Annotated in this window: 14 protein-coding genes; 6 read left to right on the top strand and 8 right to left on the bottom strand. The window is 57.4% G+C overall.

Features of this window, described 5'->3' with window-relative positions; all coding sequences use genetic code 11:
• Nucleotides 1–354 precede the first annotated feature (354 nt).
• Nucleotides 355–780: a PaaI family thioesterase gene (locus tag J7447_RS06900; protein WP_209169153.1), complete on the bottom strand. Its 426-nt coding sequence runs from the start codon at nucleotides 778–780 to the stop codon at nucleotides 355–357.
• A 240-nt stretch (nucleotides 781–1,020) separates the two neighbouring features.
• Between J7447_RS06900 and J7447_RS06895 the strand changes: the two genes are divergently transcribed.
• A complete protein-coding gene (locus J7447_RS06895; protein WP_209169152.1) occupies nucleotides 1,021–1,935 on the top strand; it encodes a hypothetical protein in 915 nt (304 codons plus the stop codon).
• Between the two features lie 42 nt (nucleotides 1,936–1,977).
• On the opposite strand, the gene J7447_RS06890 is transcribed toward J7447_RS06895, so the two are convergent.
• Together J7447_RS06890 and bmt are read right to left on the bottom strand one after the other, a co-directional pair.
• Entirely contained in the window at nucleotides 1,978–3,255 is a 1,278-nt protein-coding gene (locus J7447_RS06890) for a ferredoxin reductase family protein (protein WP_209169151.1), read from the bottom strand.
• 296 nt (nucleotides 3,256–3,551) lie between these two features.
• Nucleotides 3,552–4,580, bottom strand: a complete 1,029-nt coding sequence (bmt, locus tag J7447_RS06885; RefSeq protein ID WP_209169150.1) for a betaine--homocysteine S-methyltransferase — start codon at nucleotides 4,578–4,580, stop codon at nucleotides 3,552–3,554.
• 348 nt (nucleotides 4,581–4,928) lie between these two features.
• Between bmt and J7447_RS06880 the strand changes: the two genes are divergently transcribed.
• The 3 genes from J7447_RS06880 to J7447_RS06870 all read left to right on the top strand — a co-directional run bounded on the left by J7447_RS06880 (nucleotide 4,929) and on the right by J7447_RS06870 (nucleotide 15,829).
• Nucleotides 4,929–6,467 carry a trimethylamine methyltransferase family protein gene (locus J7447_RS06880; RefSeq protein ID WP_209169149.1) on the top strand — a complete coding sequence of 513 codons (1,539 nt, stop codon included), beginning with the start codon at nucleotides 4,929–4,931 and terminating at the stop codon, nucleotides 6,465–6,467.
• A 369-nt stretch (nucleotides 6,468–6,836) separates the two neighbouring features.
• A complete protein-coding gene (locus J7447_RS31515; protein WP_209169148.1) occupies nucleotides 6,837–14,444 on the top strand; it encodes a type I polyketide synthase in 7,608 nt (2,535 codons plus the stop codon).
• A 26-nt stretch (nucleotides 14,445–14,470) separates the two neighbouring features.
• Nucleotides 14,471–15,829: an aminotransferase class I/II-fold pyridoxal phosphate-dependent enzyme gene (locus J7447_RS06870; RefSeq protein ID WP_055653918.1), complete on the top strand. Its 1,359-nt coding sequence runs from the start codon at nucleotides 14,471–14,473 to the stop codon at nucleotides 15,827–15,829.
• A gap of 70 nt (nucleotides 15,830–15,899) precedes the next feature.
• Here the strand turns inward: J7447_RS06870 and J7447_RS06865 are convergent, their stop codons facing one another.
• The 5 genes from J7447_RS06865 to J7447_RS06845 form a co-directional block, all read right to left on the bottom strand.
• Complete coding sequence (locus J7447_RS06865) at nucleotides 15,900–16,709, bottom strand: SDR family NAD(P)-dependent oxidoreductase (RefSeq protein WP_209169147.1); 810 nt, start codon at nucleotides 16,707–16,709, stop codon at nucleotides 15,900–15,902.
• Nucleotides 16,710–16,729: 20 nt separating this feature from the next.
• Nucleotides 16,730–18,175: a capsular biosynthesis protein gene (locus J7447_RS06860; RefSeq protein ID WP_209169146.1), complete on the bottom strand. Its 1,446-nt coding sequence runs from the start codon at nucleotides 18,173–18,175 to the stop codon at nucleotides 16,730–16,732.
• A 290-nt stretch (nucleotides 18,176–18,465) separates the two neighbouring features.
• Nucleotides 18,466–19,719, bottom strand: coding sequence for a capsular biosynthesis protein (locus J7447_RS06855; protein ID WP_209169145.1), 1,254 nt, complete (start codon nucleotides 19,717–19,719; stop codon nucleotides 18,466–18,468).
• Nucleotides 19,720–19,771: 52 nt separating this feature from the next.
• A complete protein-coding gene (locus J7447_RS06850) occupies nucleotides 19,772–21,121 on the bottom strand; it encodes a capsular biosynthesis protein (RefSeq protein ID WP_209169144.1) in 1,350 nt (449 codons plus the stop codon).
• A gap of 73 nt (nucleotides 21,122–21,194) precedes the next feature.
• The gene (locus J7447_RS06845) at nucleotides 21,195–22,325 is read right to left on the bottom strand and encodes a polysaccharide biosynthesis/export family protein (RefSeq protein WP_055653909.1); all 1,131 of its coding nucleotides are present in this window, start codon (nucleotides 22,323–22,325) and stop codon (nucleotides 21,195–21,197) included.
• 237 nt (nucleotides 22,326–22,562) lie between these two features.
• On the opposite strand from J7447_RS06845, the gene J7447_RS06840 reads away from it, so the two are divergent.
• Together J7447_RS06840 and folD are read left to right on the top strand one after the other, a co-directional pair.
• Nucleotides 22,563–23,747: an AGE family epimerase/isomerase gene (locus J7447_RS06840; RefSeq protein ID WP_209169143.1), complete on the top strand. Its 1,185-nt coding sequence runs from the start codon at nucleotides 22,563–22,565 to the stop codon at nucleotides 23,745–23,747.
• 136 nt (nucleotides 23,748–23,883) lie between these two features.
• Complete coding sequence (folD, locus tag J7447_RS06835) at nucleotides 23,884–24,795, top strand: bifunctional methylenetetrahydrofolate dehydrogenase/methenyltetrahydrofolate cyclohydrolase FolD (protein ID WP_022999442.1); 912 nt, start codon at nucleotides 23,884–23,886, stop codon at nucleotides 24,793–24,795.
• Nucleotides 24,796–24,995 lie beyond the last annotated feature (200 nt).

The following is a 24,995-nucleotide window of genomic DNA, read 5'->3' as shown; positions in this document are numbered from 1 at the left end:
ATAAGCGTCAAGCACGATATTTTCGACAGCCCTCTTATTTCTTTATATTTTTCAATGACTTAAAAAAACGGTATTATAATACCGCAAATTAGAACCCATAAATCGGTGCCAAACCTGGCCAGATGCTGATCATCCGGACAACGGTGATGCCTGCATTCCCCGTATCGGCCAATGTCTATCGCCCCAACCAGATCAGGAAAAATGGCCAAAAGCTTCCCGATCTGACAAGATTCGAACAGTTGGCCGGCCCAATGAACCGGGCCTCCATTTCTGCAGTCCCGAAGGAGAAACTCGTAATGCCCTAAGGCGCGGCAGGCAATCAGCCTGACATCGAGGCCGCCAGTCCGGATACAATCAGCGGGGAGGAACGGAATAGGTCGCGGTGGCATGAGCCACGAGTTCTTCCTGTCCCTCACCTGCAATTTCGCAATCGACAACGGCAAGTCGCTTGCCGAGTTTCAACAGGCGGCACGTGGCGAGAAGATCTCCTGCCTCAGGTTTCCGCAGAAAGTTGATGTTGAGATTTGTGGTCACGGCAAGCGCAACCGGGCCAATATGAGCCAGGATCACGACATAGGCGGCCAGGTCCGCAAGCGCCATCATGGAAGGACCGGAGACTGTGCCCCCGGGGCGCAGGTGCAGCTCGTTGGCGGAAAGGCGCAGGACCGCTGTCCCGGGTGAGACGCTGTCGATCGAATAAACACGGCCACCTGCATGGATTTGCGGAAATTCCTTGTCCAGCATTTCCATGATTTCAGTCTCGGTCATAACCGGTGTCATGTAGCCTCCCCTACCACTTTCTTTTTCAACCCATAATCTGATTTCATCTTACGTTCACGTCAATTCGTTTCTTGGGCAAAAGCGGATCCAGACACACAAGGGCCTCACTTCAGTCCTCTGTCAGGCTTTCGTTTTTCAGATAATGAGGGTCTTCAATTGATCAGACTGATTGCAGCCTTGTGCAAAGTATTTTCCGCTCGCAGCCTTCGCCCCTTGCCGTCGCTTGTTGCGGCTGTCTTGATGATGACGTTCCCCGGTATCGCCCTGGCCGACGTCAAACATTACCTCTACACCAGTGCAGGCGCGTTTTCCGAGACACGTGAACTATTGCACAATCCAGCGATTTCCGGCGTTCAGATCCTCTACAACTGGCGAATGCTGGAACCGGAAAAAGGTCGTTATGACTTTTCCGCAATCGAGCGGGACCTCGCTGTAGCCCAAAAATTCGACAAGGCGTTTTTTCTCCAACTTCAGGACCGCTTCTTCTGGGAAGGTGCTCGCTTTGTGCCGGACTATTTGCTGAAGGATCCGCTCTATGCAGGCGGCCTTGCCCGACAGGTGGACGACAGTGAAGCCGAAACCCCGACACCAGAAGGCTGGGTAGCCGTTCAATGGAACGAAGCGGTTCGCACCCGTTACCAGGCTCTATTGACCGCCCTGGCGGACCAGTTCGATGGCCGCATCGAAGGCCTCAACCTGCCGGAAAGCTCGATCGACATTGACAGACGCAAGGACGAGACGGGCTTCAGTTGCGACGCCTATTTCAACGCGACACTGGAAAACATGGTCCATGCGCGCAAAGCGTTCCAGGCGTCCCATGTCGTTCAATACGTCAACTTCTGGCCATGCGAGTGGGAAAACAGTGAAGGCTACATGCAGCGCAGTTTCGAAAAGGCAGCCGAACTCGGAATCGGTCTGGGCGGTCCCGATATCGTTCCGCATCGAAAGGCACAGATGAAGAATTCCTACCCCTTCTTTCACCAGTTCAAGGACAAATTGCCGGTGATTGCGATGGCGATCCAGGAGCCCACATTGGAGTACATCAATCCGGAAACGGGCAAGACCTTTACCCGATCGGAATTTATCAAGTTTGCCACCGATTATCTTGGCGTTGACATCATCTTCTGGAGTGCGTCAGCCCCCTGGCTGCAATAAGCGCCATTCCCGCACGAAGTGGGCTTTCGCAGATCGGAGGCCCTATTCTGCTGGCTGTGTCTTTTCGGCGCGGCGTTTTTCGATGGCGTAAATTCCCCGATCCCAAAGCCAGACCGCCAGTCTGCCCAGGCCAATACCGGTTCGCATCTGAAACTCCTCGAAGTGAAACCGGCTGGCTCTCAAGCCCTTCAACACGAGGCTGCTCTTCAGTGTCTTGCGAAGAGGCGCAGGCCCGCAAAAGTAGACATGGGCATTGCGTAAATCGCCCTTCAGGTCTTCGACAATCCGTTCGGGCGTCAGTCTGACGCCTTCAAGCGAATTGACGATTATCAGCTCAAGCTTGCCGGTTTCTTCGGCCAATTGCTGAAGGTCAACCACATATGGAATGTCGCCACGCTCGCGCACACAATAGTAGAGCTTTACCGGCCCACTCTCCCGGTGTTTCAGGCTCTGCGCAAACGCAAGGAAGGGAGTTATTCCGACACCGGCGGCAACCCACACCTGAGGGTCCCGTCCAGACGGCATCGAGAAATTGCCATAAGGACCGGAAACCGTAGCCTCCATACCTTCCTTCAGTTCGCGGTACAGGCGGCTGGTGTAGTCGCCGAGATCCTTGATCGTGAATCGCAGCGACCTGTCATCGCGTGGCGCGGCACTGAGCGTAAACGGATGTTCCTCCGTCAAGCCTCCTCCCTTTACCGAAAGGAACGCGAACTGTCCGGCCACATGTTTCAGCCCTCGCCCCCTGGGCTCCAGGAGCACTTCCGTCAGGCCATTGATGTGACGAACGGAGGCAACCTTGTAGGCGTGGCCACGTGGTGCCAAGGGCCGCAGAACTGACATCCAGACATAGGAAACAAGGCCGAGCACACAGAACGCAGAAACGTAAAGCCCGAGCGGGTCTGCGTTCGCGAACGGCTTTTCAATGAAGAAGTAGTGGAATACTCCCATGAAAAAGAAGACGCCGATCAACCGATGGCTCCATTTCCACAAGTGGTAGGGAATGAAGGTGATGACGGATGCCAGCACCAGGATCAGAAGACCGTAAAGGCTCACCTCACCTATGTCTTCAGCAGCATCGGCCAGCGGTCCGCCACGCAAACCGTCCATATCCGCATCGATGATGTCGTGCAGTCCCAGGCCCACCATCGCGATGATACCCAGCCATTTGTGCAAAACGTAGATCCGGTCGAGCGGCCCGAACACCAGTTCCAGCCCCGGCACGCGCGTCGCCAGGAATTGGTTGATCCCCATCACGATCAATGCAGCGGTTCCAAGATACTGGCTGAAAAGCGCCACCGGATCTCGCGACGCAGCCATCGGGGCGAACCAGAAAAGAGGGATCAGGGCAGCGAGAGCAATCAGTGCAAGTCCAACAGGGCGCAAAACATGTGTCCGTTTCTGGCTTCAGGCTCGAAGCGGTTCCATAAGCTTGCGGGTCGGACGGCGCGCAGTTCCTGCTCAAGCATCATCGCGACTTGCCGGCCATCCGCAAAACGATCGGGATGCGTTAGAGGGCTTACGTGACAGCTGCAACACTGTTGCTGGACTTTCGACGAAAAAAGGCGCCGATTGGCGCCTTTTTAAAACCCTGACTTGTGGCTTGAGCGCAAGATCTAGCTGCGCCTGCGCCCCCTGCGCCGACCGGAGCCCGAACCGTCGTTTTCTGCGCGGGCGGCATCAGCTTCCTTGTTCGGAGGCGAAACAAGCGGACCGATTTCGGTGATCACCTCGTTCAGCGTCGGCCGGGCACCCGCCTTGTGGGCATCCAAGGCTGCGCGCATTGCAGCCAGATGGATTGGCGACGTACCGCAGCAGCCACCGACAATACGCGCACCTGCATCAAGGGCCATATGTGCGTATTTTGCCATCAGCTCCGGCGTTCCGGTGTAGACCACTTCATCGCCCTTGATCTGAGGGATGCCGCAGTTGGCTTTCGCCACGATTATCGCATCAGGATAGGCTTCGGTGATGTCCATGATCGCTGCCAGCAGATCCGACGCACCGACACCGCAATTGGACCCGATCGCGACGGGCGTGCAGGCAAACTGGCTCTGAAGGTCGCCAAGCCCCTTGGGTGAAAGACCCATCATCGTCTTGCCGGCTGTATCGAAACTGGCAGTAATGACCAATGGCAAGTCGAAATTCTGCGCTGCTTCAGCGGCGGCCTTCATTTCTTCGACGGCTGACATGGTTTCGACCCACAAAATGTCGGCACCACCTTCAACAAGGCCTTCCATCTGTTCCTTGAAGGCTGCAACACCCTCTTCATAGCTGAGTGCGCCAAGGGGCTGGAAAAGTTCGCCGGTCGGTCCGACGGAACCTCCGATCAGAACCGTCCGTCCGGAAGCTTCGGCCACATCGCGCGCCAGCTTGACGGCGGCAATGTTGAGTTCCCTGACGCGATCCTCCGCCTTGTGCAACTTCAGCCGATGACGATTGCAGCCGAAGGTATTGGTCAGAATGATGTCGGATCCCGCATCGACAAACGACTTGTGAAGCGCAGTGATCTTTTCCGGTTCGTCCGTGTTCCATAATTCCGGAGCGTCACCGGAAACGAGACCCATTTCGAACAGGTTCGTTCCGGTTGCACCATCGGCAAGCAACGCCCCTTTCTGGGCAAGGAGCTCTTCCAGCTTGGACATTCAGCAGTCTTTCGTCTTGTTGGTGTCGTCTTCGCCCGTTTTCAGGCCTGTTTCTGCAATAGCAGACCGCACCGGGAAATCCATGTGCGCAAATTATCTTCTACGAAGCCCTGGCCTGCGCGGTTAGGCGTAAAGGCGGTATTTCTGTACGGCAAGGTGACCTCGACCTTCGCTTGGTCGCCAATTCCGAAACCACTTTTCACTGTGCGAAGTCAATGGACTTTCCAGCGAAAATGAAGCAACAAAGCGCCATGACGCTTTTACGGTATTGTGCGACGGTTATGGAGCCGGGTTGTCAGGGCTCCTGATAAAGACTACGCGCAACCAAAATCATCTTGGGAGCATAAGATGTCAGACGCCGCCCCATCTGGCCGTCGAGGAAGAAGCGCCCGCCGCGAGCGCCGGCAAGCCGGACCTGCCGGCCTGGCCATTCCCTACATTTCGCGCAACATTCCGAACTTCGACATTTTGAGCGATGAAGGCGCGGAACGGATCGAAGCCAATACCGACCGCATTCTCGCTGAAATCGGCCTTGAATTCCGTGACGACCCCGAAGTTATCGGTATCTGGAAAGAAGCCGGTGCGGAAGTCGACGGCGAACGTGTCCGCTTTCCAAAGGGCATGCTTCAGGAGCTGGTAAAGACGGCCCCTTCCCAATTTACCCAGCATGCCCGCAACCCTGCGCGCAACGTTGAAATCGGCGGCAACAATCTTGTCTTTGCTCCGGTCTACGGCCCCCCTTTCGTCACCGATCTCGACAAGGGCCGGCGGTACGGCACGATCGAGGACTTCCGCAACTTCGTGAAGCTCGCCTACATGTCACCGTGGATGCATCATTCCGGCGGCACCGTCTGTGAGCCTGTCGACCTTCCGGTCAACAAGCGGCACTTCGATATGGTCTATTCCCATATCAAATATTCCGACAAGCCGTTCATGGGGTCGGTCACCGCACCGGAACGCGCCGAAGATTCCGTGAAGATGGCGCAGATCACCTTCGGTGAGGACTTCGTCGATCAGAACTGCGTCATGATCCAGCTGATCAACGCCAATTCACCACTGGTTTTCGACGCCACCATGCTTGGTGCTCTCAAGGTTTATGCCAAGCACAATCAGGCTTGTATCGTTTCGCCGTTTATCCTGGCAGGCGCCATGAGCCCGGTAACCGTTGCCGGTACGCTGTCGCAAGTGCTGGCCGAGGCTCTGGCCGGCTGTGCCCTGACCCAGTTGATTCGTCCCGGTACTCCGGTCGTTTTCGGTGCCTTCGTCAGTTCGATCTCCATGCAGTCCGGTGCCCCGACTTTCGGCAGTCCGGAAGGCTCCCTGCTTCTCAACGGGGCAGCAAAACTCGCCCGCAGGCTCAACCTGCCGTTCCGTTCAGGTGGCTCGTTCACCGCATCCAAGAGCCCGGATGCGCAATCTGCGCAGGAATCCGCGCAGACCATTCTGGCCACCTTGCAATCAGGTGTGAATTTCTGCCTTCACGCAGCCGGCTGGCTGGAAGGCGGATTGTGCTCTTCCTACGAAAAGTTCGTCATGGATGCCGACCAGCTCGGCATGATGCATGTACTTGCCAAGGGCATCGAAATCTCTGATGAAACTCTGGCGATGGACGCGCTTCAGGAAGTCGGTCCCGGTGGCCATTTCCTCGGCGCTGCGCACACGCAGCGCAATTTCGAGAGCGCGTTCTTCAGGTCCTCGATCGCCGACAATAACTCCTACGAGCAATGGCTCGCAGACGGGCAACTGGATGCCGCACAACGTGCCAATGCCCGCTGGAAGGAACAATTGGCGGGTTACACGGGCCCCGAACTTGACCCGGGCATCGACGAGGCGCTGCTGGCTTTCATGACCGAACGCAAGGCCTCTTTCCCGGACAGCAACGTCTGATCCGCAGCCGAACACCAAAAAACGCCCCGCCCTCGTGCGGGGCGTTTGTTTTTCAAGAGATTTTCAAAATCTGTTCTTGCAACGCATCGACGCTTCTTAACAACACTCAGAAGAAATACGATTTTTTATGTATCTAGCCTTTTCCAGCATTTCTCCATGGGATAAAGGTTGCCAAACCCTGCGTTTGCAAGGTAGCTGGAAACGCTGTTTGGCATGGGATAAGCTTACGCATGGCAGCACTGGGACTGGGTCGCGCCGGTCTGCGATTTATCTCGAGGGAGCATGCGGAAATGACTGTTTATAAACTGTAAGTTTTCTTATGAAAATCAATAGCTTGACTGTACCCAACTAATAAAAACAGGTTGTTCTGTGGCGTCGCTTACATCAAATATCGATATTCTTGGTTATTCTACCCGCCTTCCCGGCGCCAACGATTCTGCCGAATTCTGGTCATTGCTGAAAAACGGCGAATGCGCAGTTACGTCTGTCTCCAAAGACCGCTGGCCGCTGGCCCGCTTCGGACACCCGGTCCAAAGCACGTCTGGAAAGACCTACACCTGGGCTGCCGGGCAGCTGGATGATGTGTGGGGATTTGACCCCTCTTTTTTTGGTGTCTCTCCGCGTGAAGCCGTGCAGATGGATCCGCAGCAGCGGCTGCTGCTGCAACTGGTCTGGGAAGCTCTGGAACACGCCAATATCCGCCCCAGTGACCTGGCCGGCTCGAACACCGGCGTTTATGTAGGTGCGTCGTCTCTCGATTACCACCATCGCTTCCTGGTCGATCCGGCCATGGCCGACATGCAGTTCATGACCGGCAACACGCTGTCGATCGTCTCCAACCGCATTTCCTACATTTACGACCTCAGAGGCCCGAGCTTCACGGTCGACACCGCCTGCTCCTCTTCCATCGTCGCATTGCACGAAGCGGTTTCCGCCATCGAGTCCGGCCAGATCGATACCGCGATCGTATGCGGCGTCAGCCTTCTGCTCAGCCCGTTTGCCTTTGTCGGCTTCTCCCGCGCCACAATGCTGTCGCCGACAGGCCTCTGCCAAGCGTTCGACGCCAATGGCGACGGGTACGTGCGCTCCGAAGGCGGCGCAGTGGTCGTTCTGCGTGCTGCGCGTGCTGGCATTCCGGAAGGTGCAAAGAGCCACGGCAAGCTGCTTGCAACCGGCATCAATGCCGACGGTCGCACTGTCGGCCTGTCGCTTCCGTCCCCGTACGCGCAAGCAGACCTCTTACGTGAAATTTACGAAGGCCTGGAAATCAACCCGACGGATCTTGCCTTCGTCGAGGCCCACGGTACCGGTACGCGCGTTGGCGACCCTGCAGAAGCGGATGCGCTTGGCAAGGTTATTGGCCAGAAACGCGACAAGGCGCTGCCTATCGGGTCCGTCAAGACCAACGTCGGCCACCTTGAGCCTGTTTCCGGTCTGGTCGGACTTCTGAAATCCGTAATGGCGCTGCGAGAAGACCTCCTGCCGCAGTCGCTGCACTTCAGAAATCCGAACCCGGATATTCCGTTTGACGAGTTGAACCTCAAGGTTGCCGGTGAAGCCATTTCCCTGGAGCGCAATGGCACCCGCAGACTTGCAGGGGTCAATTCCTTCGGTTTCGGTGGCACAAACGCTCACGCCGTCATAGGCGATCCCGATCCCGAAACTGCCGAAGCTTCGACAGCACCGGTTGACGCGCCGCTGGTCATCAGTGCCCGGTCCAAGGAAGCCCTGCAGCAACTTGCCGGCAAGTTCGCCGAACGTCTCGACAACGAGGCGGATGAAACAGCCGGTAATGTGATTGCCTCGAGTGCCCACGGTCGCGATCTGCTTTCAGAGCGACTTGTTGTTCTCGGCAAGACCAAGGCGGAAAAACTCGACGCACTGCGTTCATTCGCAGAGAGCGGCGATGAAAACGCAGATGTCGTGTCTGGCAGCGTCATCAAGTCGAATGCGAAGGTCGGGTTTGTCTTTTCCGGAAACGGGTCTCAATGGGCCGGTATGGGCCAGGAAGCCTACCAGGCCGACACGCCATTCCGGACCGCATTTGACAAGGTCGACAAGATCTTCATGGGTCTGAGCGGTTGGTCGCTCGTCACAACGCTTTTTGCAGAAGACCTTGAAGCCGATCTTGAGCGCTCCGAAATCGCGCAGCCGCTTCTGTTTGCAATTCAGGTCGGCATTGTGGAATCACTGCGCCAGCGCGGCATTACTGCTGCCGGGACCGCAGGTCATTCGGTCGGTGAAGTTGCCGCAGCCTGGTGTGCAGACGCCCTGAACCTCGAACAAGCAGTCCGCGTCATCCGTGCCCGTTCCAGCGAACAGGAAGTCGTCAGGGATCTCGGGTCCATGGCTGCCTTGCTTCTGCCGGCAGATCAGGCAGTTGCCGCCATCGCGGAAAGCGGACTGCCGAGACTTGAACTCGCTGCCGACAACAGCCCGCGAAGCGTCACAATTTCCGGCGACAGCGAAAGCCTGGATGCTTTTGCGAAGTTTGCCCGCAAGAAAAAGTGGGCCATGCGGCGCCTGAACCTGGCGTATCCGTTCCACAGCGCTCTGGTTGACCCGATCGAAAAGCCTCTGCTTGCTGCATTGGATGGTCTTGCGCCCACAGACGTGTCGCTTCCATTCTATTCGACGGTTACACCGGATGAACGCGATGTCCGCGTTGATGCCGAATACTGGTGGCACAACGTTCGTCAGCCAGTCCGGTTTGCTGCCGCCATGGAAAACATGGCAGCAGATGATTTCTCTGTCCTGATCGAGATCGGTCCCAAGCCTGTTCTCGGCACCTATGTGAACGACGTCCTGCGGGCCAAAGGCAAGAAGGCCAAGGTTCTTGAAACGCTCAAGGAACCTTCCAAGAAAGCAGCTGCCGCAGCAGGCAATCCGCTTGACAGAATTGCCGCATCCGTTGTGGCACATGGCGGCCAGACCGACCTGATCCGGTTTGTCGGCGAACGCCCAGGGCATCTGGTTCCGCTCCCGTCCTACCCTTGGCAGAACTCCGAGTATCGCCCGGAAAACAGCCCTGAACGCGTCGATTTCATGTTCGGTCAGACCTGGCCGCTGCTGGGATACCGTCTGCGTCAGGATACTGCGGAGTGGTTCAACCACATTGACAGCGGTTCCCTGCCCTTCCTGCAGGATCACAAGGTTGAGGAAAGCATCGTCTATCCGGCCGCGGGCTATATCGAGATGAGCCTGCGCGCAGCGCTCCGGTGGAGCCGGAGCGACCAGATCGAATTGCGCGACTTCGACATTCTTCGTCCGTTGGTGATCGAAGGCGATGAAGTCTGGGAAACCCAGGTCCGTATCTCGCCTGACGATCATGTGGTCGAGATCCTGTCTCGACCGCGCCTGTCCGACAACGACTGGTCCTTGAATGCCCGGGGAACATTCCTGACGCCTTCAACGACTTCCAGGACCCCATGGGCGAAACCCGGCGACAGCGTTCTGTCGGAACTCGATCACGAAACGCTTTACACGGTCACCAAGAGCTTTGGCCTGAATTACGGTCCAGCTTTCCGCCGTGCCGATAAAGTGGTCAAGCACTCGAATACCAGCGCGACCGTTATGCTGTTGCCGCAGGACGAGAGCCTCGCGGATTACTCGTTCTCGCTCTGCCCGACTTTGGTGGATGCCGGTTTCCATGGCCTGTTTGCGCTCCTGGATGGTGTCGAGGACGTTCCGCAAAACACATCCTTCCTGCCGATCCGACTTGGCACCTTGCGTCTTCTGGCACCGGAAACCCTGCCGGCTTCCGTGCGTATCGAAGTCACAAAGGCGTCTCCGCGCTCGATCGAAGCAAGCTTCGAGTTCCTGGATGCCGAAGGCCTGACGATCGCCCGCTTGACCAAGACCCGGTTCAAGGCGGTTACCCTTGGACAGGACACACGTCCCGACGATCTGGTCTACCGCCAGATTGCGACGCTTCTTCCTGCGCAGGACCGTATCTCGCCGCTTCAGGAAACCTTCGAAGGCTTGCCTTCATTGGCAGGCAATCTGGACCTTCTGGGCGCCGACGACCAGGAACTCGACGACAGCCGTGTTCTGATCGAAGCGCTGGGTCGCACGATTGCGCACAAGACTCTTTTCGATCTTTTCGCAGATCGGAAAATTGAACTGGCGTCGCTTGTCGCGGCCGGCGATCTGCATGAAACGGCAGTGCCGCTTGCAGCAAGTCTCTTTGGCTGGCTGGCCGAGAGCGGGCTGTGCACGGAAAGTGACGAAGGTTTTGAACTCACGGATCCGTCTGGCAATCCAGATGCATCGGCGCTTCTGCAAGCCCTGACCGATGGCGGCGGAGAACATATCGCCGAGGCAGCATTGCTGGCACGACTTTGGACGGGTTTGTCCGATATCCTGAAGTTCGGCCTTCAGGAAGCTTCCGGCAAGGAATATTCTTCCAGCCTGTTCGACGCCTACCGCTCCTCCTCTCCTGGCAAGCGAGCCCTGTCGTCGGCCCTGCAGTCTGGTGTGCAAAGCCTGATTTCCAGCTGGCCAAGTGACCAGGCACTAAGGGTCCTTCTGGTTGGGGCAAACGGTGGCCTCGCTGCGGCGATCGATGCTGCGCTTGATCCCACCTACATGGCGCTGACCGTAACAGATGCAACGTCCTCCGCAGTTGGCAGGGGCGAGCGTTTGTGGCAGGGCAGTTCGGCGACCGAGTTTGTTGAACCAGGCGAAGCATCCTTTACCTTCGACCGGCATTTCGACATCGTGCTGTTCGATACGTCTCTTGCGGAAATCGATGCCGACACGCTGAAGCGTTTTACGAAATCCATCGTTCCGGGCGGGCTGGTGCTTGGCGCAGAACCGCTGCCTCATCCGCTCACCGACCTAATCATGGGCGTCGGCTCGTCGTGGTGGGACGAAGGCGCAACTGCCGAGTTCCCGATTTCCAGGCAACAGGCAGACTGGACCAAGACGCTGGAAGCTGCCGGTTTGACCGAGGTCCAGACCGTACCGCTGAAGAGCACTTTGATTGAAGCCGATCTCCTGTGCGCGCGTGCGGGTGATCGCGCTGAGGAAGCATCGGACACCGAAGAAGAAGCACCGGAAACTGAAGCCGAGAAGAAAAAATATCTTCTCCTGACCAGCTCCGAGGGCGCGTCTCACCGTCTCGCCGAAGGTCTGAAAGCTTGCCTGACCCGAAAAGGTCATACAGCCACCCTTCTTGTTCCAGGTGAAGTTACCGAACAGCTCGGCGACGACATCTGGAGTGTTGCGCTTGGCGACAAAGTTGATGCCCAGGTGCCCGACGAAGCGCTCAACGCGCTTGTTGCCGCACATAACGGCCGGGTCGTTCACCTGCTTGGTGCCTATGCTGCCCCGGCCGACGCTCTCGCATCTGTCGATAGTCGTGCCTTCAGCCTGATGACACTTCTCAAGGCGTTGGGACCAAACGGCGGCGAGTTCACGGTTCTGGCACCAGCCGGCGCGCAGGATATAGCCGGTGGCAAGCCAGCCGCTCCCGAGCAAGCCGGGATCTGGGCGTTTGGCCGTGTGGTCATGAATGAATACCCGGACGCGAACCTGAAGCTGATCGACGTCTCACCAGATCTGGAGCCAGGGATAGCTGCTGCACGTGTTGCCGACGAAATCCTGGTAGCCAATTGCGAACGGGAAATCGTTCTCGACAGCAAAACCCGTTCCGGTATCCGCCTTGTTAAAGGTGGCGTCCTATCAAGCGTCACGTTGCCGGAAGGCGCCAAACCCGCCATGCGGCTGGATATCCTGCGCCAAGGCTCCCTGGACCAGCTCTCCTGGCACGCCGTTGAGCGCAAGCCGCTTGAAGGCAAGGACGTGGAAATCGCCGTTGAAGCCAGCGGTCTCAATTTCCGCGATGTGATGTGGGCACTTGGCCTGTTGCCGGAAGAAGCTCTCGAAGATGGCTTTGCCGGACCGACACTCGGCATGGAGTGCTGTGGTCATGTTGTGGGCTGTGGTCCGGACGTGACCCGCTTCCGACCGGGTGACAAGGTCATCACCTTCGCCCCGGCCTGCTTTGCGTCTCACGTCACGGTCGACGAAAGTGGCTGTGCGCCGATGCCGAGTACGGTTTCCGCGGAAGAAGCTGCGACGATACCGGTCACCTTCCTCACTGCCTATTATGCCCTTGTGCATCTGGCGGCGCTCTCTGAAGGGGAAACGGTCCTGATCCACGGAGGCGCCGGTGGCGTCGGCCTGGCCGCCTTGCAGATTGCCAAGTGGCGCGGTGCGAAAATCATTGCGACTGCAGGGTCCGAAGACAAACGCAACACCCTGAAGCTGCTCGGGGCAGATGTTGTTCTGGACTCCAGAAGTCTGGCTTTCGTTGACGCAGTCATGGAAGAAACTGCCGGCGAAGGCGTCGATGTGGTTCTCAACTCGCTGTTCGGCGAAGCCATGGAACGCAGCATTGAGGTTCTGAAACCGTTCGGCCGCTTCCTGGAACTGGGCAAACGCGACTACTACGGCAACACCCGGATCGGCCTGCGTCCGTTCCGTCAGAACCTGACCTACTTCGGCATCGATGCCGACCAGCTTCTGACCCGTCAGCCAAAGCTGGCCGTCGACCTGTTCGTCAAGCTTGTCGAGCTATTCGAAGCGGGCACGCTACGTCCCTTGCCGCATCGCCTGTTCGAAGCCGCAGATGTGGTAGACGCCTTCCGGCTGATGCAGCAGGCGGGCCATATCGGCAAGATCGTGATCCGCCCGCCCGCAGTTCCCGAAAACGTGCCGACCAAGCGCGAGATCTCGTTTGACGGTGAGGCTGTTTACGTCGTTGCCGGTGGCTTCGGCGGCTTCGGTGCAGCATTGCTCCACCGCCTTGCCGATCACGGTGCCAAGTCGCTTGCGGTTCTTAGCCGCCGGGGCGCTTCAAGTGAAGATGCCCAGGAGGTTCTCGCGCAACTGACCAAGCGCGGCATCTCGATCAAGGGTTATGCCTGCGACATCACCAGCGAAGCAGCAGTCAAGAAGGCGCTTGCAGAGATCCGGGCTGAAGGACATCAGATCAAAGGCGTGTTCCACACGGCGATGGTGCTGAATGACGTGCTGATCGCCAACATGGATCATGACGGCCTGACAAAAGTGCTGGCGCCCAAGGTCCGCGGCGCGGAACTGCTGGACAAACTGACATCCGACGATCCGCTTGATCATTTCGTGCTGTATTCATCGGCCACGACCCTTGTCGGCAACCCTGGTCAGGCCAACTACGTCGCCGCCAACGGCTACCTGGAAGGTCTTGCACGCAAACGCCGGGCCGAAGGCCGGCCGGGCCTTGCTGTCGCCTGGGGTGCAATCTCCGACGCCGGGTATCTGGCCCGCAACGAAGATGTCAACGAGATGCTGTCCCGCAAGCTCGGACGCCATGCCCTGACTGCCAAGGAAGCGCTCGACGGGCTCATGGCCCTTATGGTGCAGCCTTCGCAGGAAGACATTGGCCTTGCGGCGCTTGGATATGCGCGTATCGACTGGCAGGCGGCACGCAAGGATCTGGCACTGGTCGGCACACCTCTGGTCGGTCTGCTTGGCCTTGGTGACGAGGACGAAACCGGCGCGGACGGAGCGATCGACCTTGCAGCCATGCTGGAAGGCATGGATCAGGTCACTGCCGCACAGACTGTTGCCAAGCTTCTGGCCGCCGAAATCGGCAAGATCCTGCGGATTGCACCTGAAGAGATCGATCCGCACAAACCGCTGTCGGACATCGGCATGGATTCCCTGATGGCTCTTGAACTGCGCATGAGTGCGGAACGGCAGCTGGGGATCGACATTCCATTGATGTCTCTCGCAAACGGCGCGACGTTGATCGACCTGTCCAGCCGTGTTGCAAACCGGGTTCTGGGCGAAGAAAATGCCTCCGGAATTTCGGATGAAACGCAGCAGCTCGCCAGCTTGCACGTGGATGACCAGCGTCAGGAAACGGAAGATCTTTCCGACATTGCTGCCGAAGTTGAGAACAAGAGCCGCGAACTTGGTTCCTTCCTGTAAGCGGCATCATAAAAGGATTGACTGGTATGGGCGCTGATGATCGCGCCAAGCTGATGGACAGCTTGAAAGCCAACCGCCGTTCTGCGCGTGGACGGGCGACGTCTTCGTCGGCGCGCCCACAAGCGGCAGCCCCGAAGCGCAAGGTCTATGACTTCAAGGAGCTGCCGCAGGTCAAGCAATTGCAGATGCACAGAGCTGCGGCAGACATGATGGGGATCGAAAATCCGTTTTTCCGACCTCACGACGGGCTGGCAGCGGGTACGAGCGTCATCAACGGCAGCAACTACGACAATTTCGCTTCTTACAACTACCTCGGCCTGAACGGGCACCCCAAGGTCAACGAGGCCGCAAAGGCCTATGTCGACAAATTCGGCACGAGCGTTTCCGCAAGCCGTATTGTTGCCGGCGAGCGCCCTTTCCACGCAGAACTGGAAGCAGCGCTGGCGAGAATTCACGGTGTGGAATCGTCGATCGTCATGGTGTCCGGTCATGCCACCAACGTCACGACGATCGGCCATTTAGTCCACAAGGGCGATCTGGTCCTGACAGACTCTTTCGTGCACAACTCGATTGCCGAAGGTGTTCGCCTGTCCGGCGCGACCCGCATGAACTTCCCTCATGATGATCTTGATGCTCTGGAAAAGATGCTCGCAGATCATCGGCACAAGTTCGACAAGGTGCTTGTTGTTGTGGAAGGTCTCTATTCGATGGATGGAGATTTCCCGGACCTGAAGCGGGTCGTGAAGCTCAAACAGGCTTATGACGCCTGGCTGATGGTCGACGAAGCACATTCCATCGGTGTCCTCGGCAAGACCGGCAAGGGCATCGCCGAGCATTTCGGGATAGACCCGACTGAAGTCGAAATCTGGATGGGGACGCTGTCCAAGACCTTCTCATCCTGCGGTGGCTATATCGCCGGATCCAAGGTCCTGTGCGACTACCTCAAAGTGTCTGCTCCGGGTTTCGTGTTTTCCGTTGGACTTTCCGCCGCGCTCGCGGGCGCTGCCATTGCGTCTGCCGAACTGCTCGAGCAGGAACCTGAGCGGGTCGCAAAGCTTCAGAAGAACGGAGCACTCTTTCTGGAGCTCGCAAAGGAAGCCGGACTGAACACCGGCCCCAGTGCCGGCTACGCGGTGGTTCCCGTCATTGTCGGCGATTCTGCAAGTGCCGCAACACTTTCCAATCGTTTGCTCGCAAAGGGAATCAATGCCCTGCCGATCATTTTTCCGGCCGTGCCTGAAAAATCAGCGCGCATTCGGTTCTTCATTACGAGCGAACATACCGAAGACCAGATCCGGCGCGCTGTAGAGACAACGGCTTCCGAACTCGACGCCATGCGCGCGGACGGAACCGCCGTCGACAGGCTTATCAAGGCTACGCGCTAAAAGATTTGGGCATCATGCCTCCCACAATTGCCGGACACGGATATGCTGTCGTGTCCGGATCAGTGAGAGCCTACCTGTCAGAGTTCTCTCGATAACGCGGATCCTGATCAATCGTCACATCAAAACCGCCCATGAAGAGATCGCCGATCTTCGTCGGCAACAGATTTTGAAGGCGAATGCCCCAGGCCAGCAAAAACGGAAACGCATAGAACGGCTTGCGACGGTCGATGGCCCGTCGCATTAATGCGGCTGCTTTTGAAGCTGGCATTTCGAATGGTTTGGCACCGTTGTGGCGCGCAGACATCGGTGAAGTGATGAACCCCGGACAGATGATCGTCACGGATATGCCGAAGGGCTTCAACCAACCGCGAAGGGAATGCCCGTAGGCAATCAGTGCCGCCTTCGTGGCGCTGTAGCTCGGCATATCCGGCAAGGCACGCATTCCGGCCAGAGACGAGATAAGCACCAGTTGCCCTTGCCGGCGTTTTTGCATGTTGTCGACGAGGCCCGTGAGCGTGTTGACCACGCCTCGATAGTTCACATCGATCTGCCGATCGCTGTCGGCATTCGTTTCGCGCGTTCGGTTGGGACCGAGCCCGGCAGTCACACCAGCATTTGCAATGACCAGATCGACAGGATGCCGTGCATCCAGATCACTGAGGTAGCCATGCAGTGCTTCGCGATCACGAATATCGATGGCGCTGATTTCACCGTCTGCGCCAAGCTCGCGGATTTCTTTCAGCAGAGCTTCCAGACGCGCCTCGTCCCGGGCAATGAGGGCGAAGTAGATCCCAGGGCCAGCGTATTCACGTGCAAGCGCCTGCCCTATGCCGCCACTGGCACCAGTCAACACGACGACCTTTTGTGTTTCGCCTGCCATTCTTGCCTCTCCCATGAGGGTTAGATTCCAAGTTTTCTGCCTAGCCAGGACGAGTGCCGCTTGATCGCAGTCACCAGAAGGTGCCGCTTGTCTGTCCGCTGCTCCGCTAGCCGCGCAACCAGAAACTCCGGTGAGCATGGCAACAAGGAAACCGGGTCAATTGTGCGGGCATACTTCACGAGAGCCAGATAGACGAGCTCCGGCAAGGTGCGGCTTGTGCCCCTGCCTTCAATCTGGGTCAAATCCTCACAAAGGCCCCAGCCGGCATAAAAGGGCGCTCCATGGACACATACCTTCTTGCCCCGCAGCAAAGCTTCGAACCCCGATAACGAAGAAAAAGTCTCGACGCCATCGACTGCCTCTATGAGGTCGATGATATTCGCATCTTCGGCAATTTCATCGGCGTATTCCAGCGCGGTTTCACGAGGCACCTTGCCTTTGCGCAAACCGGTCTCAACATCGGGATGTGGTTTGAAAACCAGGAACGCCTCGGGATGACGGGCACGGGTGAGGCGAAGCAGATCGAGATTCACGTTCGGTGTGTTGGCGCAATCGATTGTCGCAGATCTGGATTTTCTGATTGCCGCATCGTCCGCAACCTGCCCTGGTACAAGGATCTTTTCCTTGTTGGCCGGATAGGCAAATGAACGCGTCTTGCCGAAATTGTATTTGGAGACCCTGGCGCGAATGATCAGGTCGATCAAAGCTTCGCCCCGGTTCCGTTCTTCCGGTGAAAGCACGTACTCTTTCAGTAGAACCTCAAGCCGGCTGGGCCGAGAGGGGTCGTAGTAGATGCCGAGGTCATCGACCGCAAGCATAGCCCCTCTTGCAAGGCCTGCACCAAGACCGACGGAGCGCAAGAAACCGTCTTCTATGCGCGACAGCTGAATCCCGTTTTGTATGCAGATCTGCTCGAACGCGGGATCGGTGCGCCCCGCCCAGGAATATATCCGCCCGCCGTCACTCCGTGCGGCTGAGACCGCGTCCTGTTGGGTTTCGTGAAACGTGACCGCCCCGCCTTTTCCGGAAAAGGTGGCGTTGATCGAAGGATGGTTCCAATACTGCGCGCCGTAACAATGGCCGGGCATGGCGTTGTCCTGCCACTGCTCCTGCACAAGCGAGTGGATCTCCAGCGCATCACCTGGGTGCAGAAGATCGCCTGTATAAGGTGAGAACCAGGCAGTCTGGCAAGACAGTATCCAGTTCAGCAGATCGTCGATGGCTATCTGCTCAAGAGCGGCCTTGTTTTTGAGCTCGGTCCAGAACAAGGCGCCCTCTTGCTGGACTTCGTCTCCGGCCAAAAGCCTTTGAAGCGAAAGACCTTCGGCTCCAGCAACCGCAGTTTCGCCCGCAGCGGAACAGGAGAGCAACTGCTCACGCCAAGTGCCTGCAAAATCGCAAACCGACGCAATGTTTCGGCCATGTGTGACGAACTGCCGGATTAGCGTGTCACAGGCAACGCTCATCAAAGACCGTTCTTTCAGCTCAGTGCGGCTCACTGGCAAAAGAATTAAGCTGGAGGGCAGCCGCCGGGCTTGTGCAGGGGTCGGTCCTTCCAGGACCAGAAGAAGGCTGCCTGTGACAGGCTTCATTCCGCTGAACGTATTAGCGTTTTTCAGCCAAACTGCCTGATATGGATTGGTATCTGAGCTCTCAAGGATCCCGCCCTCGAGAGCCGCCTGAAGCCGGGCTTCCAAAGGCCGAAGCTCCGGGTCGACAATCTTCAACGCCGATTTATGCCCCTTCAACCAACCGATCACAACGGCACTCCAAGCGCACGTGCCCTGGCGAGCCTGGGAGGAGGATCGACATAGGCTCCGAAGGCGTTCAAGTCTCTATTGGCAATCTTTTCGGCAATGTTTTTTGCCGCCACTGCGACACCTTCCGAATTGTGAATCGCCCCTCGTACCTGCGTGGATGCCGCCAGCGCCTGAACGTAAATGAGAAGAAGGTCACGATCCGGCTGATCCGGCTTATTCCAGAAACTCGCCAGATCACCCTGGTGGGTCAGGCCTGCAATGTCGTAGTGGGCCGGCACCAGCGTCTTCACCGGCACGCCAGCTTGCAAGGCTTCAAGCCCGGCGGTGGAATTCAGCGTCACGACCCCGAGCGCCTGCTCGAACGGCTTTGCAAGACCGCCGCCATCGAGAAAATGTACCCTGTGCTGCAAGCCGAAGCGGTCTGCAAGTTGATTGGCAACACCCGGCCAGTTTTCGAAGCCGACATCGAGAGGGTGGCTCTTCAGGACCAGATGAACGTCGTCATCTGCCACTTCGGCCAAGGAGCGGAAAACGACTTCCAGAACCTCTTCAAAACTGCGGAATGGAGAATGTCTGCGCAACTGGAAATCTCCCTCCAGCTGCAACGGCAGCACGTAATAGCGAACCTCCTTCTCCTGCAATTCCGCAAGCTGGTGTTCTGCTGCCCTGTTCCTCCGCTTTTCCGTCAACAGCCTGACTGCTCCGCGCAGATATTCCGCGACCGGGGAATAGATCGTGTGCCGCTGATAGGCAGGATAGAGCGGCTTCAGGAAGACATTGGTCAGGTTATAAACCACGTCAGGCGCTGTCTGGAGCCAGAAGCTGGAGGGATAACGCGGAGAGAGATCCACCGGCCCCGCAGTCTCGGCTATACGCCTTATCGCAGCCGGGTCGGAAGGAAAGTGACTGAGCGTGGACAAACCGGCTCGCTCCAGCGTCATCCAGCCGGGCCGCAACGCCCCGAGTTCTGTGACGGCAACATAAACGCCTAGCTGGACTGCCTTTTCGACAGCAAGGCGATGGTAAAGGCGCTGATCCCCATGAAGAACGAGATCTGTAATCTCGTGTTTGCGCAGATAGTCTTCTATGTAGGCCGGCCATTCGGATGGCTGCCCCTTGAAACTGATACAGCCCTTTCCGTGCCAATGTAGCCAGTCACCAGCGCAGAAATTGATCCGGTGAACATCAAACCCGAGGGCTTTGAGGCAATCACCCGTTTGCTTGTAGAGCGGAGATAACGGTCCCTGCAAGAATAAGACCCGTCTTACGACGTTTGGGCGAGCTTCCGTTGCCAGAGACGGCTCAACCGCGCCAGACATGTGTCCACCGTTCGGTTTTGCCACGCCGTTCCAGTTGTTCGGAGAAGGTCGTCGCGATCCCTCTCGCCTGCGCCTTTTGCAAACGAGGCGGCATTTCACAGAAGGCTTGCGGCAAATTAACCGTGTCCGCGATCATCCGTTCCGCCATCATGTCGGCAGCGGCCTCTCTGCCTTCCTTGGTGTAGAAACATCCCTTGACCTGAATGGACGCTGCAAGCAACCGCTCAAGCGCATCCAGCAGATCCTGATCGGGCATCGTCGGGTTGCGCCAGAAATCATCAAGAGGGTTCTGGCAGGTCAGCCCCGCGATATCATAAAGTGCGATGCCAAGAACCTTCGTGGGGCAATTCGCCCTGAGGGCATGAAGACCGGTGGTGCTGTTAATTGTCAAAGAGCCTGCTGCGTGTTCCAGTAGCCGGTTCAGGTTCCCACCATCCACCAGAACCACACGCTTCTTGACCCGGTACTTCTTGGCGAGCGTCCGCAGGATTCGCCCCCAGGGCTCCATGCCATTGTCCAGAGGGTGAACCTTGAAGACAAGGCGCGCCGCGGCAGGTGCGTTTTCTGCAAACGACTTGATGACCTCCTCCGCAGCATCCGCAATATGGTCGTACTGGGAGTTATAGCGCAGCTGATAGTCGCTCTGAAGCTGAAGGGGAAAGACGTAGTATGGCAGGCCAGTCGCAATAATGTCGTCAATCACGTGGTGGGCGTGCCTGTTGCGGCTTTTGGCGAGCGAGAATCGCGGAATATTGCTCAGGTAGTCGATCAGCGGATGATAAAGCTTGTCACGGACATACCTGGGATATGACAACGCGAAGATCACGTTGGACATATTGTAGGTTACCTCGTTCACCGCTTCGTTGATGAACGGGTACTTGTAGAGTGCCTGCCGGTCGATATCCGGAAGGCTGCTGCCTACCTTCATTATGAGTTCCGGATCATCCGGAAACCGGGAGTGCGCGGACATTCCGCAATGTTCAAGCGTTATCCAGTCCGGACGCAGATAGCCGTTCTCAAAGGTCAGACACGTTATGCCGAGTTCCGCCCCCACTTCCGCCGCTGCGACATGATAAGGCACACGATCCGCGTAATAGACGATGTGGGTAATCCTCTGCTCGAGACAGTAGGCTCGAAGCCAGTTGGGCCAGTTTCGCAATGAACCGCGATAGGATGTACATCTGCGGTCGTGCCAACCGATCCAGTCGCCGGCACACAGGTTCACCCGGCGTGTGGACGCCCCTGCTTTTTCAAGGCTGTCGGCAATGGTTCGCGCAAAAACGCCAGGCGGCCCTTGCAGAAACAGCACCACCATTGAACTGACTGAAACCATGCAATCTGCCAACCTACCGGCTTTAACGGCCCACCATGTTTATCTGAGCCGTTAAATCTTCTTACGGCAACTGTTATTCTGTGAGGTTACTTACCACAGAGTAGTTGCTGATGAGCGGTGCGATGATTTGCAGGAACTTGCCAAGCTCAGCAGTCGGATGGTTCGAAACGAACAGGATGTCCTTGTCCCGCATTTCGAATTTCTGTGACATGAAAAAGCCCTTCGGATCGCGAAGGCTCAATTTATATACAAGTGGAACGCTCTGCGAGCCCGTCAATTTGTCCGCGAGAAGAGGCTTGAGCTTTCGCACAAGCGCAGCATCTTCGAAGCGGAACAGGAACACACCGTTTGCATCCGCGCGATCATCCCGCAAACCACCCACCGTCGCCAACGCCTCGGCCATCGTGACGGTTTTCGTCCTGAACGGAACAAGCTGGTTGGCCTTGAGGGCACCGAAAGCAGAGAAAGTACGCGGGCGATGCGATAGAAGAATGTTGTCGTTCGGCGCGATCAGAACGTTGTTTTCCGGATAATCGATCAGGTCTTCCAGACGAGTGGTACCGGCGCGGTTGCCGCGCTTCAGCGTAACCACGGTCTCATAGGTCGCGTCGCGCGCGCCACCTGCCTGCGCTACGAGGTCGAGCAAGCGGGTATTTCGCAGCGGCAGCGGATAAACGCCGGGTTTGGCGACATCGCCGACGACAACCGCGGTTGAGCTCAGTTTGTCTCTGAGGGAAATCAGAACCTGCGGCTCAACGGCCTTCCCGACGAGTTTCTGCTGCACCGACTGGCGCAAGCCCTCAATGCTGAGGCCTGCCGCCCGTATACGGCCAGCGTACGGCACGAAGATATAGCCGCTCTCGTCAACAACGGACGGAATGTTGCTCGACCCGCCACCGCCACTGCTGAACAGGCCGTCCGGCGACGCTTCCCAGATAGTGACATTCAGCGTGTCGCCAACGCCGAGGAGCGTTGAAGACCCGCCACTCCCCACTCCGTGGAACTGGTTGGCGAAAGCGAGTGGGCGGTAATTCTTGATGGTGTCAATGTTGGACGGTTCGACAACGACAACGGTGTAATCACCCGTCTGCGCGCTGGTTTCGACATCTTGCGATGAAATATTTATCGCAGCCGGGCCCTCGCCCGGCAGGGCGGAGCATCCAAACAGAACTCCGGCAGCCGCCAATACTGACAAAAAACGCATTAGTACCCAATCCACCCAAATTGCTGCCAAGTCTGGTAACACCCTCTTGCAAGGTTGTCCAAGACGCATCGCAGCTTTCCCCGGGAGAAACCTCCCAGCTGTGACTTTGCTGTAACACTACACCGTCTTTTCCTAGTGAATTGATAAATTTCCAATTTATCGTCTTCTGTTCGGCATGTGAGCGTCGATAATCGAATTCAGCGTTAGAGCTTCCAACATCTGTCTTCGGGGAATCTTATGACCGCCAGCAACCGGCATAACGACATTAAAAACATTAAAATTCTCTCGTCAGAATTAACAATCTGGCTGCGGGATTCGGCCTTGCCGCTCTGGTCAACTGCCGGAATCGACCCGAAAACAAAAACCAGTCTTGACGTTATTGACCTCAAAACTGGCGCCGGCCTTCCGGTCACGCGGCGCGCGCGGGTCGTGAGCAGGCAGATCTATTCCTTTCTGGAAGGCAAGAAGCTCGGGTGGACGGGACCAGCCGAGGAATTAGCGACGGAACTTTATGGCTGGTACACGAGCACGTTCCTGATGCCGGACGGACACTACGCCTCTTGCGTTGACATGAATAACACCGTCACAGACACGAGTTTCGACCTCTACAATCAGTCTTTTTCCCTCTTTGGCTTCGCCAAGCTGGCAGCGGATCTTCCCGCCTGTAAAACCAGTGCAAGCGAACACGCCGACAAGCTGCGGGCTCATCTGATGACGGCCTATCGTCATCCGGAAGCAGGATTTCAAGAAGCCTCTCCCGCGAAGGCACCGCTTTGCTCCAATCCGCACATGCACATGTTCGAAGCGTGCCTCGCATGGGAAAAAGCCTCCTCAGTTTCTGCCTGGGCGGACCTTGCCGATGAAATCGCCGAACTTGCCCTGACGCGTTTCATCGACCCGGTTTCGGGCGGGCTTCGAGAATTCTTCAACAGCGACTGGACCCCATTTGACGGTGACAAGGGCCGTGTCATGGAGCCCGGTCACCAGTTCGAATGGGCGTGGCTCCTGACAAGATGGGGGCAATCGAGAATGGATGCGGGCGCCCTGATTGCTGCGCGGCGTCTCTATGACATTGCATGGACCTACGGCATAGATGAAAGCCGCGGCGTCGCCTTCATGGCCTTGAACGACGATTTTTCCGTCCGTGACCCCATGGCACGCCTGTGGGGACAGACGGAATGGATCAAGGCCGCCGTCGCTCTGGCAGAAGTTTCAACCGGCGCGGAAAGGGACGCCTACCTGGCGGATATTCCGGAAGCCGTCCAGGCACTGAAGGTCTATTTTGCAGATGTCCCCGCCGGCTTGTGGCGAGACAAGCTCTCTCCCGACGGAACCTTCGTCGATGAACCTGCACCGGCAAGTTCGCTCTATCACATCGTTTGCGCCATTTCGGAACTTCACGATTTCGCAGAATCACTTTGACCGGGCCGTCGGCGTCAAAAAGGCGTGCATGGCGAAACCAGAGCAGTAAAAGACGCATTCGGCCTTTTTCATTTCGATACAGAGCTCTATAGCTTGTCGCCGGTTAAAGAAGACGTGCGACCAATGAGGAGGCCGAATGCCCAAGGCTCAGATCATCGATGGCAAGGCTATCGCGGAAAGTGTCAGGCAAGAAATCACCAACCGGGCAGCCAAACTGCTGGAAACCAGCGGCAAACGCCCCGGCCTGGCGGTCGTCCTGGTGGGTGAGGATCCTGCCAGCCAGGTCTACGTACGCAACAAGGACAAGGCCGCCGAAGCCTGCGGTTTTCACTCCGTGAAACACACGCTCGCTGCCGACACCAGCGAGGACGCTGTGCTGGCACTTGTCGACCAGCTCAACAACGACCCTGATATTCACGGAATTCTGGTGCAGCTGCCTTTGCCGGGACATATCGACGAGAGCAAGGTGCTGCGCCTCATCCGCCCGGAAAAGGACGTCGACGGTTTCCATCCTGTCAATGTTGGACTGCTGACTGCCGGAGAACGGGACAGTGCGCTGGTGCCTTGCACACCTGCCGGTAGTCTGGTGCTGTTGAAGCGCACACTCGGTGACACGCTCTCGGGTCTCAACGCAGTCGTGGTGGGCCGATCCAACATCGTCGGCAAACCCATGGCGAGCCTTCTGCTTCAGGAAAGCTGCACTGTCACGATCGCTCACAGCCGCACCAGAGACCTGCCGGACGTCGTGCGTTCCGCAGACATTGTCGTCGCGGCGGTCGGTCGGCCGGAGATGATCAAGGGCGATTGGATCAAACCGGGCGCGACCGTTATCGATGTCGGCATCAACCGAATCCCGGCTCCGGACCTGGGTGAAGGCAAGGCTCGCCTGGTTGGCGATGTGAACTTTGCAGAAGCAGCAGAGGTTGCAGGTGCCATAACACCGGTTCCCGGCGGCGTTGGTCCAATGACGATTGCCATGCTGATGGTCAACACCTTGACGGCTGCTCGCCGTCTGCTTGACCTTCCGGAGGAAGAAGCGCTTTTTTGAGTAATAACCGGCCGGCACGAAAGCGCGCGCAAGAATACTTTCGCGCGTTCTTGCGGCACATTCACTAAAGTCTTGTGCCACCTTCTCTCTTGAACTCGTTCCGGCGCCATGGTCTATCGTGTTTGTATTCGCTTAACCATGGCCCTTTAAGGTGCGTAACGTAGGGGCTGCAAACGCAGATGGTTGAATTGCGCTGTTAT

Origin of the sequence: Labrenzia sp. R5_0 (genome assembly GCF_017743835.1) — a bacterium.
In the GTDB taxonomy this organism is placed as follows: Bacteria; Pseudomonadota; Alphaproteobacteria; order Rhizobiales; family Stappiaceae; genus Roseibium; species Roseibium algicola.
The sequence above is the reverse complement of the archived record's forward strand: the minus strand, read 5'-3'. Positions and strand labels throughout refer to the sequence as shown.

Excerpts from the sequence above, each read along its gene's own strand:
- J7447_RS06880 (WP_209169149.1), top strand. The coding sequence starts at position 4,929 with ATGTCAGACGCCGCCCCATCTGGCCGTCGAGGAAGAAGCGCCCGCCGC.
- bmt (WP_209169150.1), bottom strand. The coding sequence starts at position 4,580 with ATGTCCAAGCTGGAAGAGCTCCTTGCCCAGAAAGGGGCGTTGCTTGCC.
- J7447_RS06900 (WP_209169153.1), bottom strand. The coding sequence starts at position 780 with ATGACACCGGTTATGACCGAGACTGAAATCATGGAAATGCTGGACAAG.
- J7447_RS06850 (WP_209169144.1), bottom strand. The coding sequence starts at position 21,121 with ATGGTTTCAGTCAGTTCAATGGTGGTGCTGTTTCTGCAAGGGCCGCCT.
- J7447_RS06860 (WP_209169146.1), bottom strand. The coding sequence starts at position 18,175 with ATGAGCGTTGCCTGTGACACGCTAATCCGGCAGTTCGTCACACATGGC.
- J7447_RS06870 (WP_055653918.1), top strand. The coding sequence starts at position 14,471 with ATGGGCGCTGATGATCGCGCCAAGCTGATGGACAGCTTGAAAGCCAAC.
- J7447_RS06895 (WP_209169152.1), top strand. The coding sequence starts at position 1,021 with ATGATGACGTTCCCCGGTATCGCCCTGGCCGACGTCAAACATTACCTC.
- J7447_RS06845 (WP_055653909.1), bottom strand. The coding sequence starts at position 22,325 with ATGCGTTTTTTGTCAGTATTGGCGGCTGCCGGAGTTCTGTTTGGATGC.
- J7447_RS06890 (WP_209169151.1), bottom strand. The coding sequence starts at position 3,255 with ATGGCTGCGTCGCGAGATCCGGTGGCGCTTTTCAGCCAGTATCTTGGA.
- J7447_RS06865 (WP_209169147.1), bottom strand. The coding sequence starts at position 16,709 with ATGGCAGGCGAAACACAAAAGGTCGTCGTGTTGACTGGTGCCAGTGGC.
- folD (WP_022999442.1), top strand. The coding sequence starts at position 23,884 with ATGCCCAAGGCTCAGATCATCGATGGCAAGGCTATCGCGGAAAGTGTC.
- J7447_RS06840 (WP_209169143.1), top strand. The coding sequence starts at position 22,563 with ATGACCGCCAGCAACCGGCATAACGACATTAAAAACATTAAAATTCTC.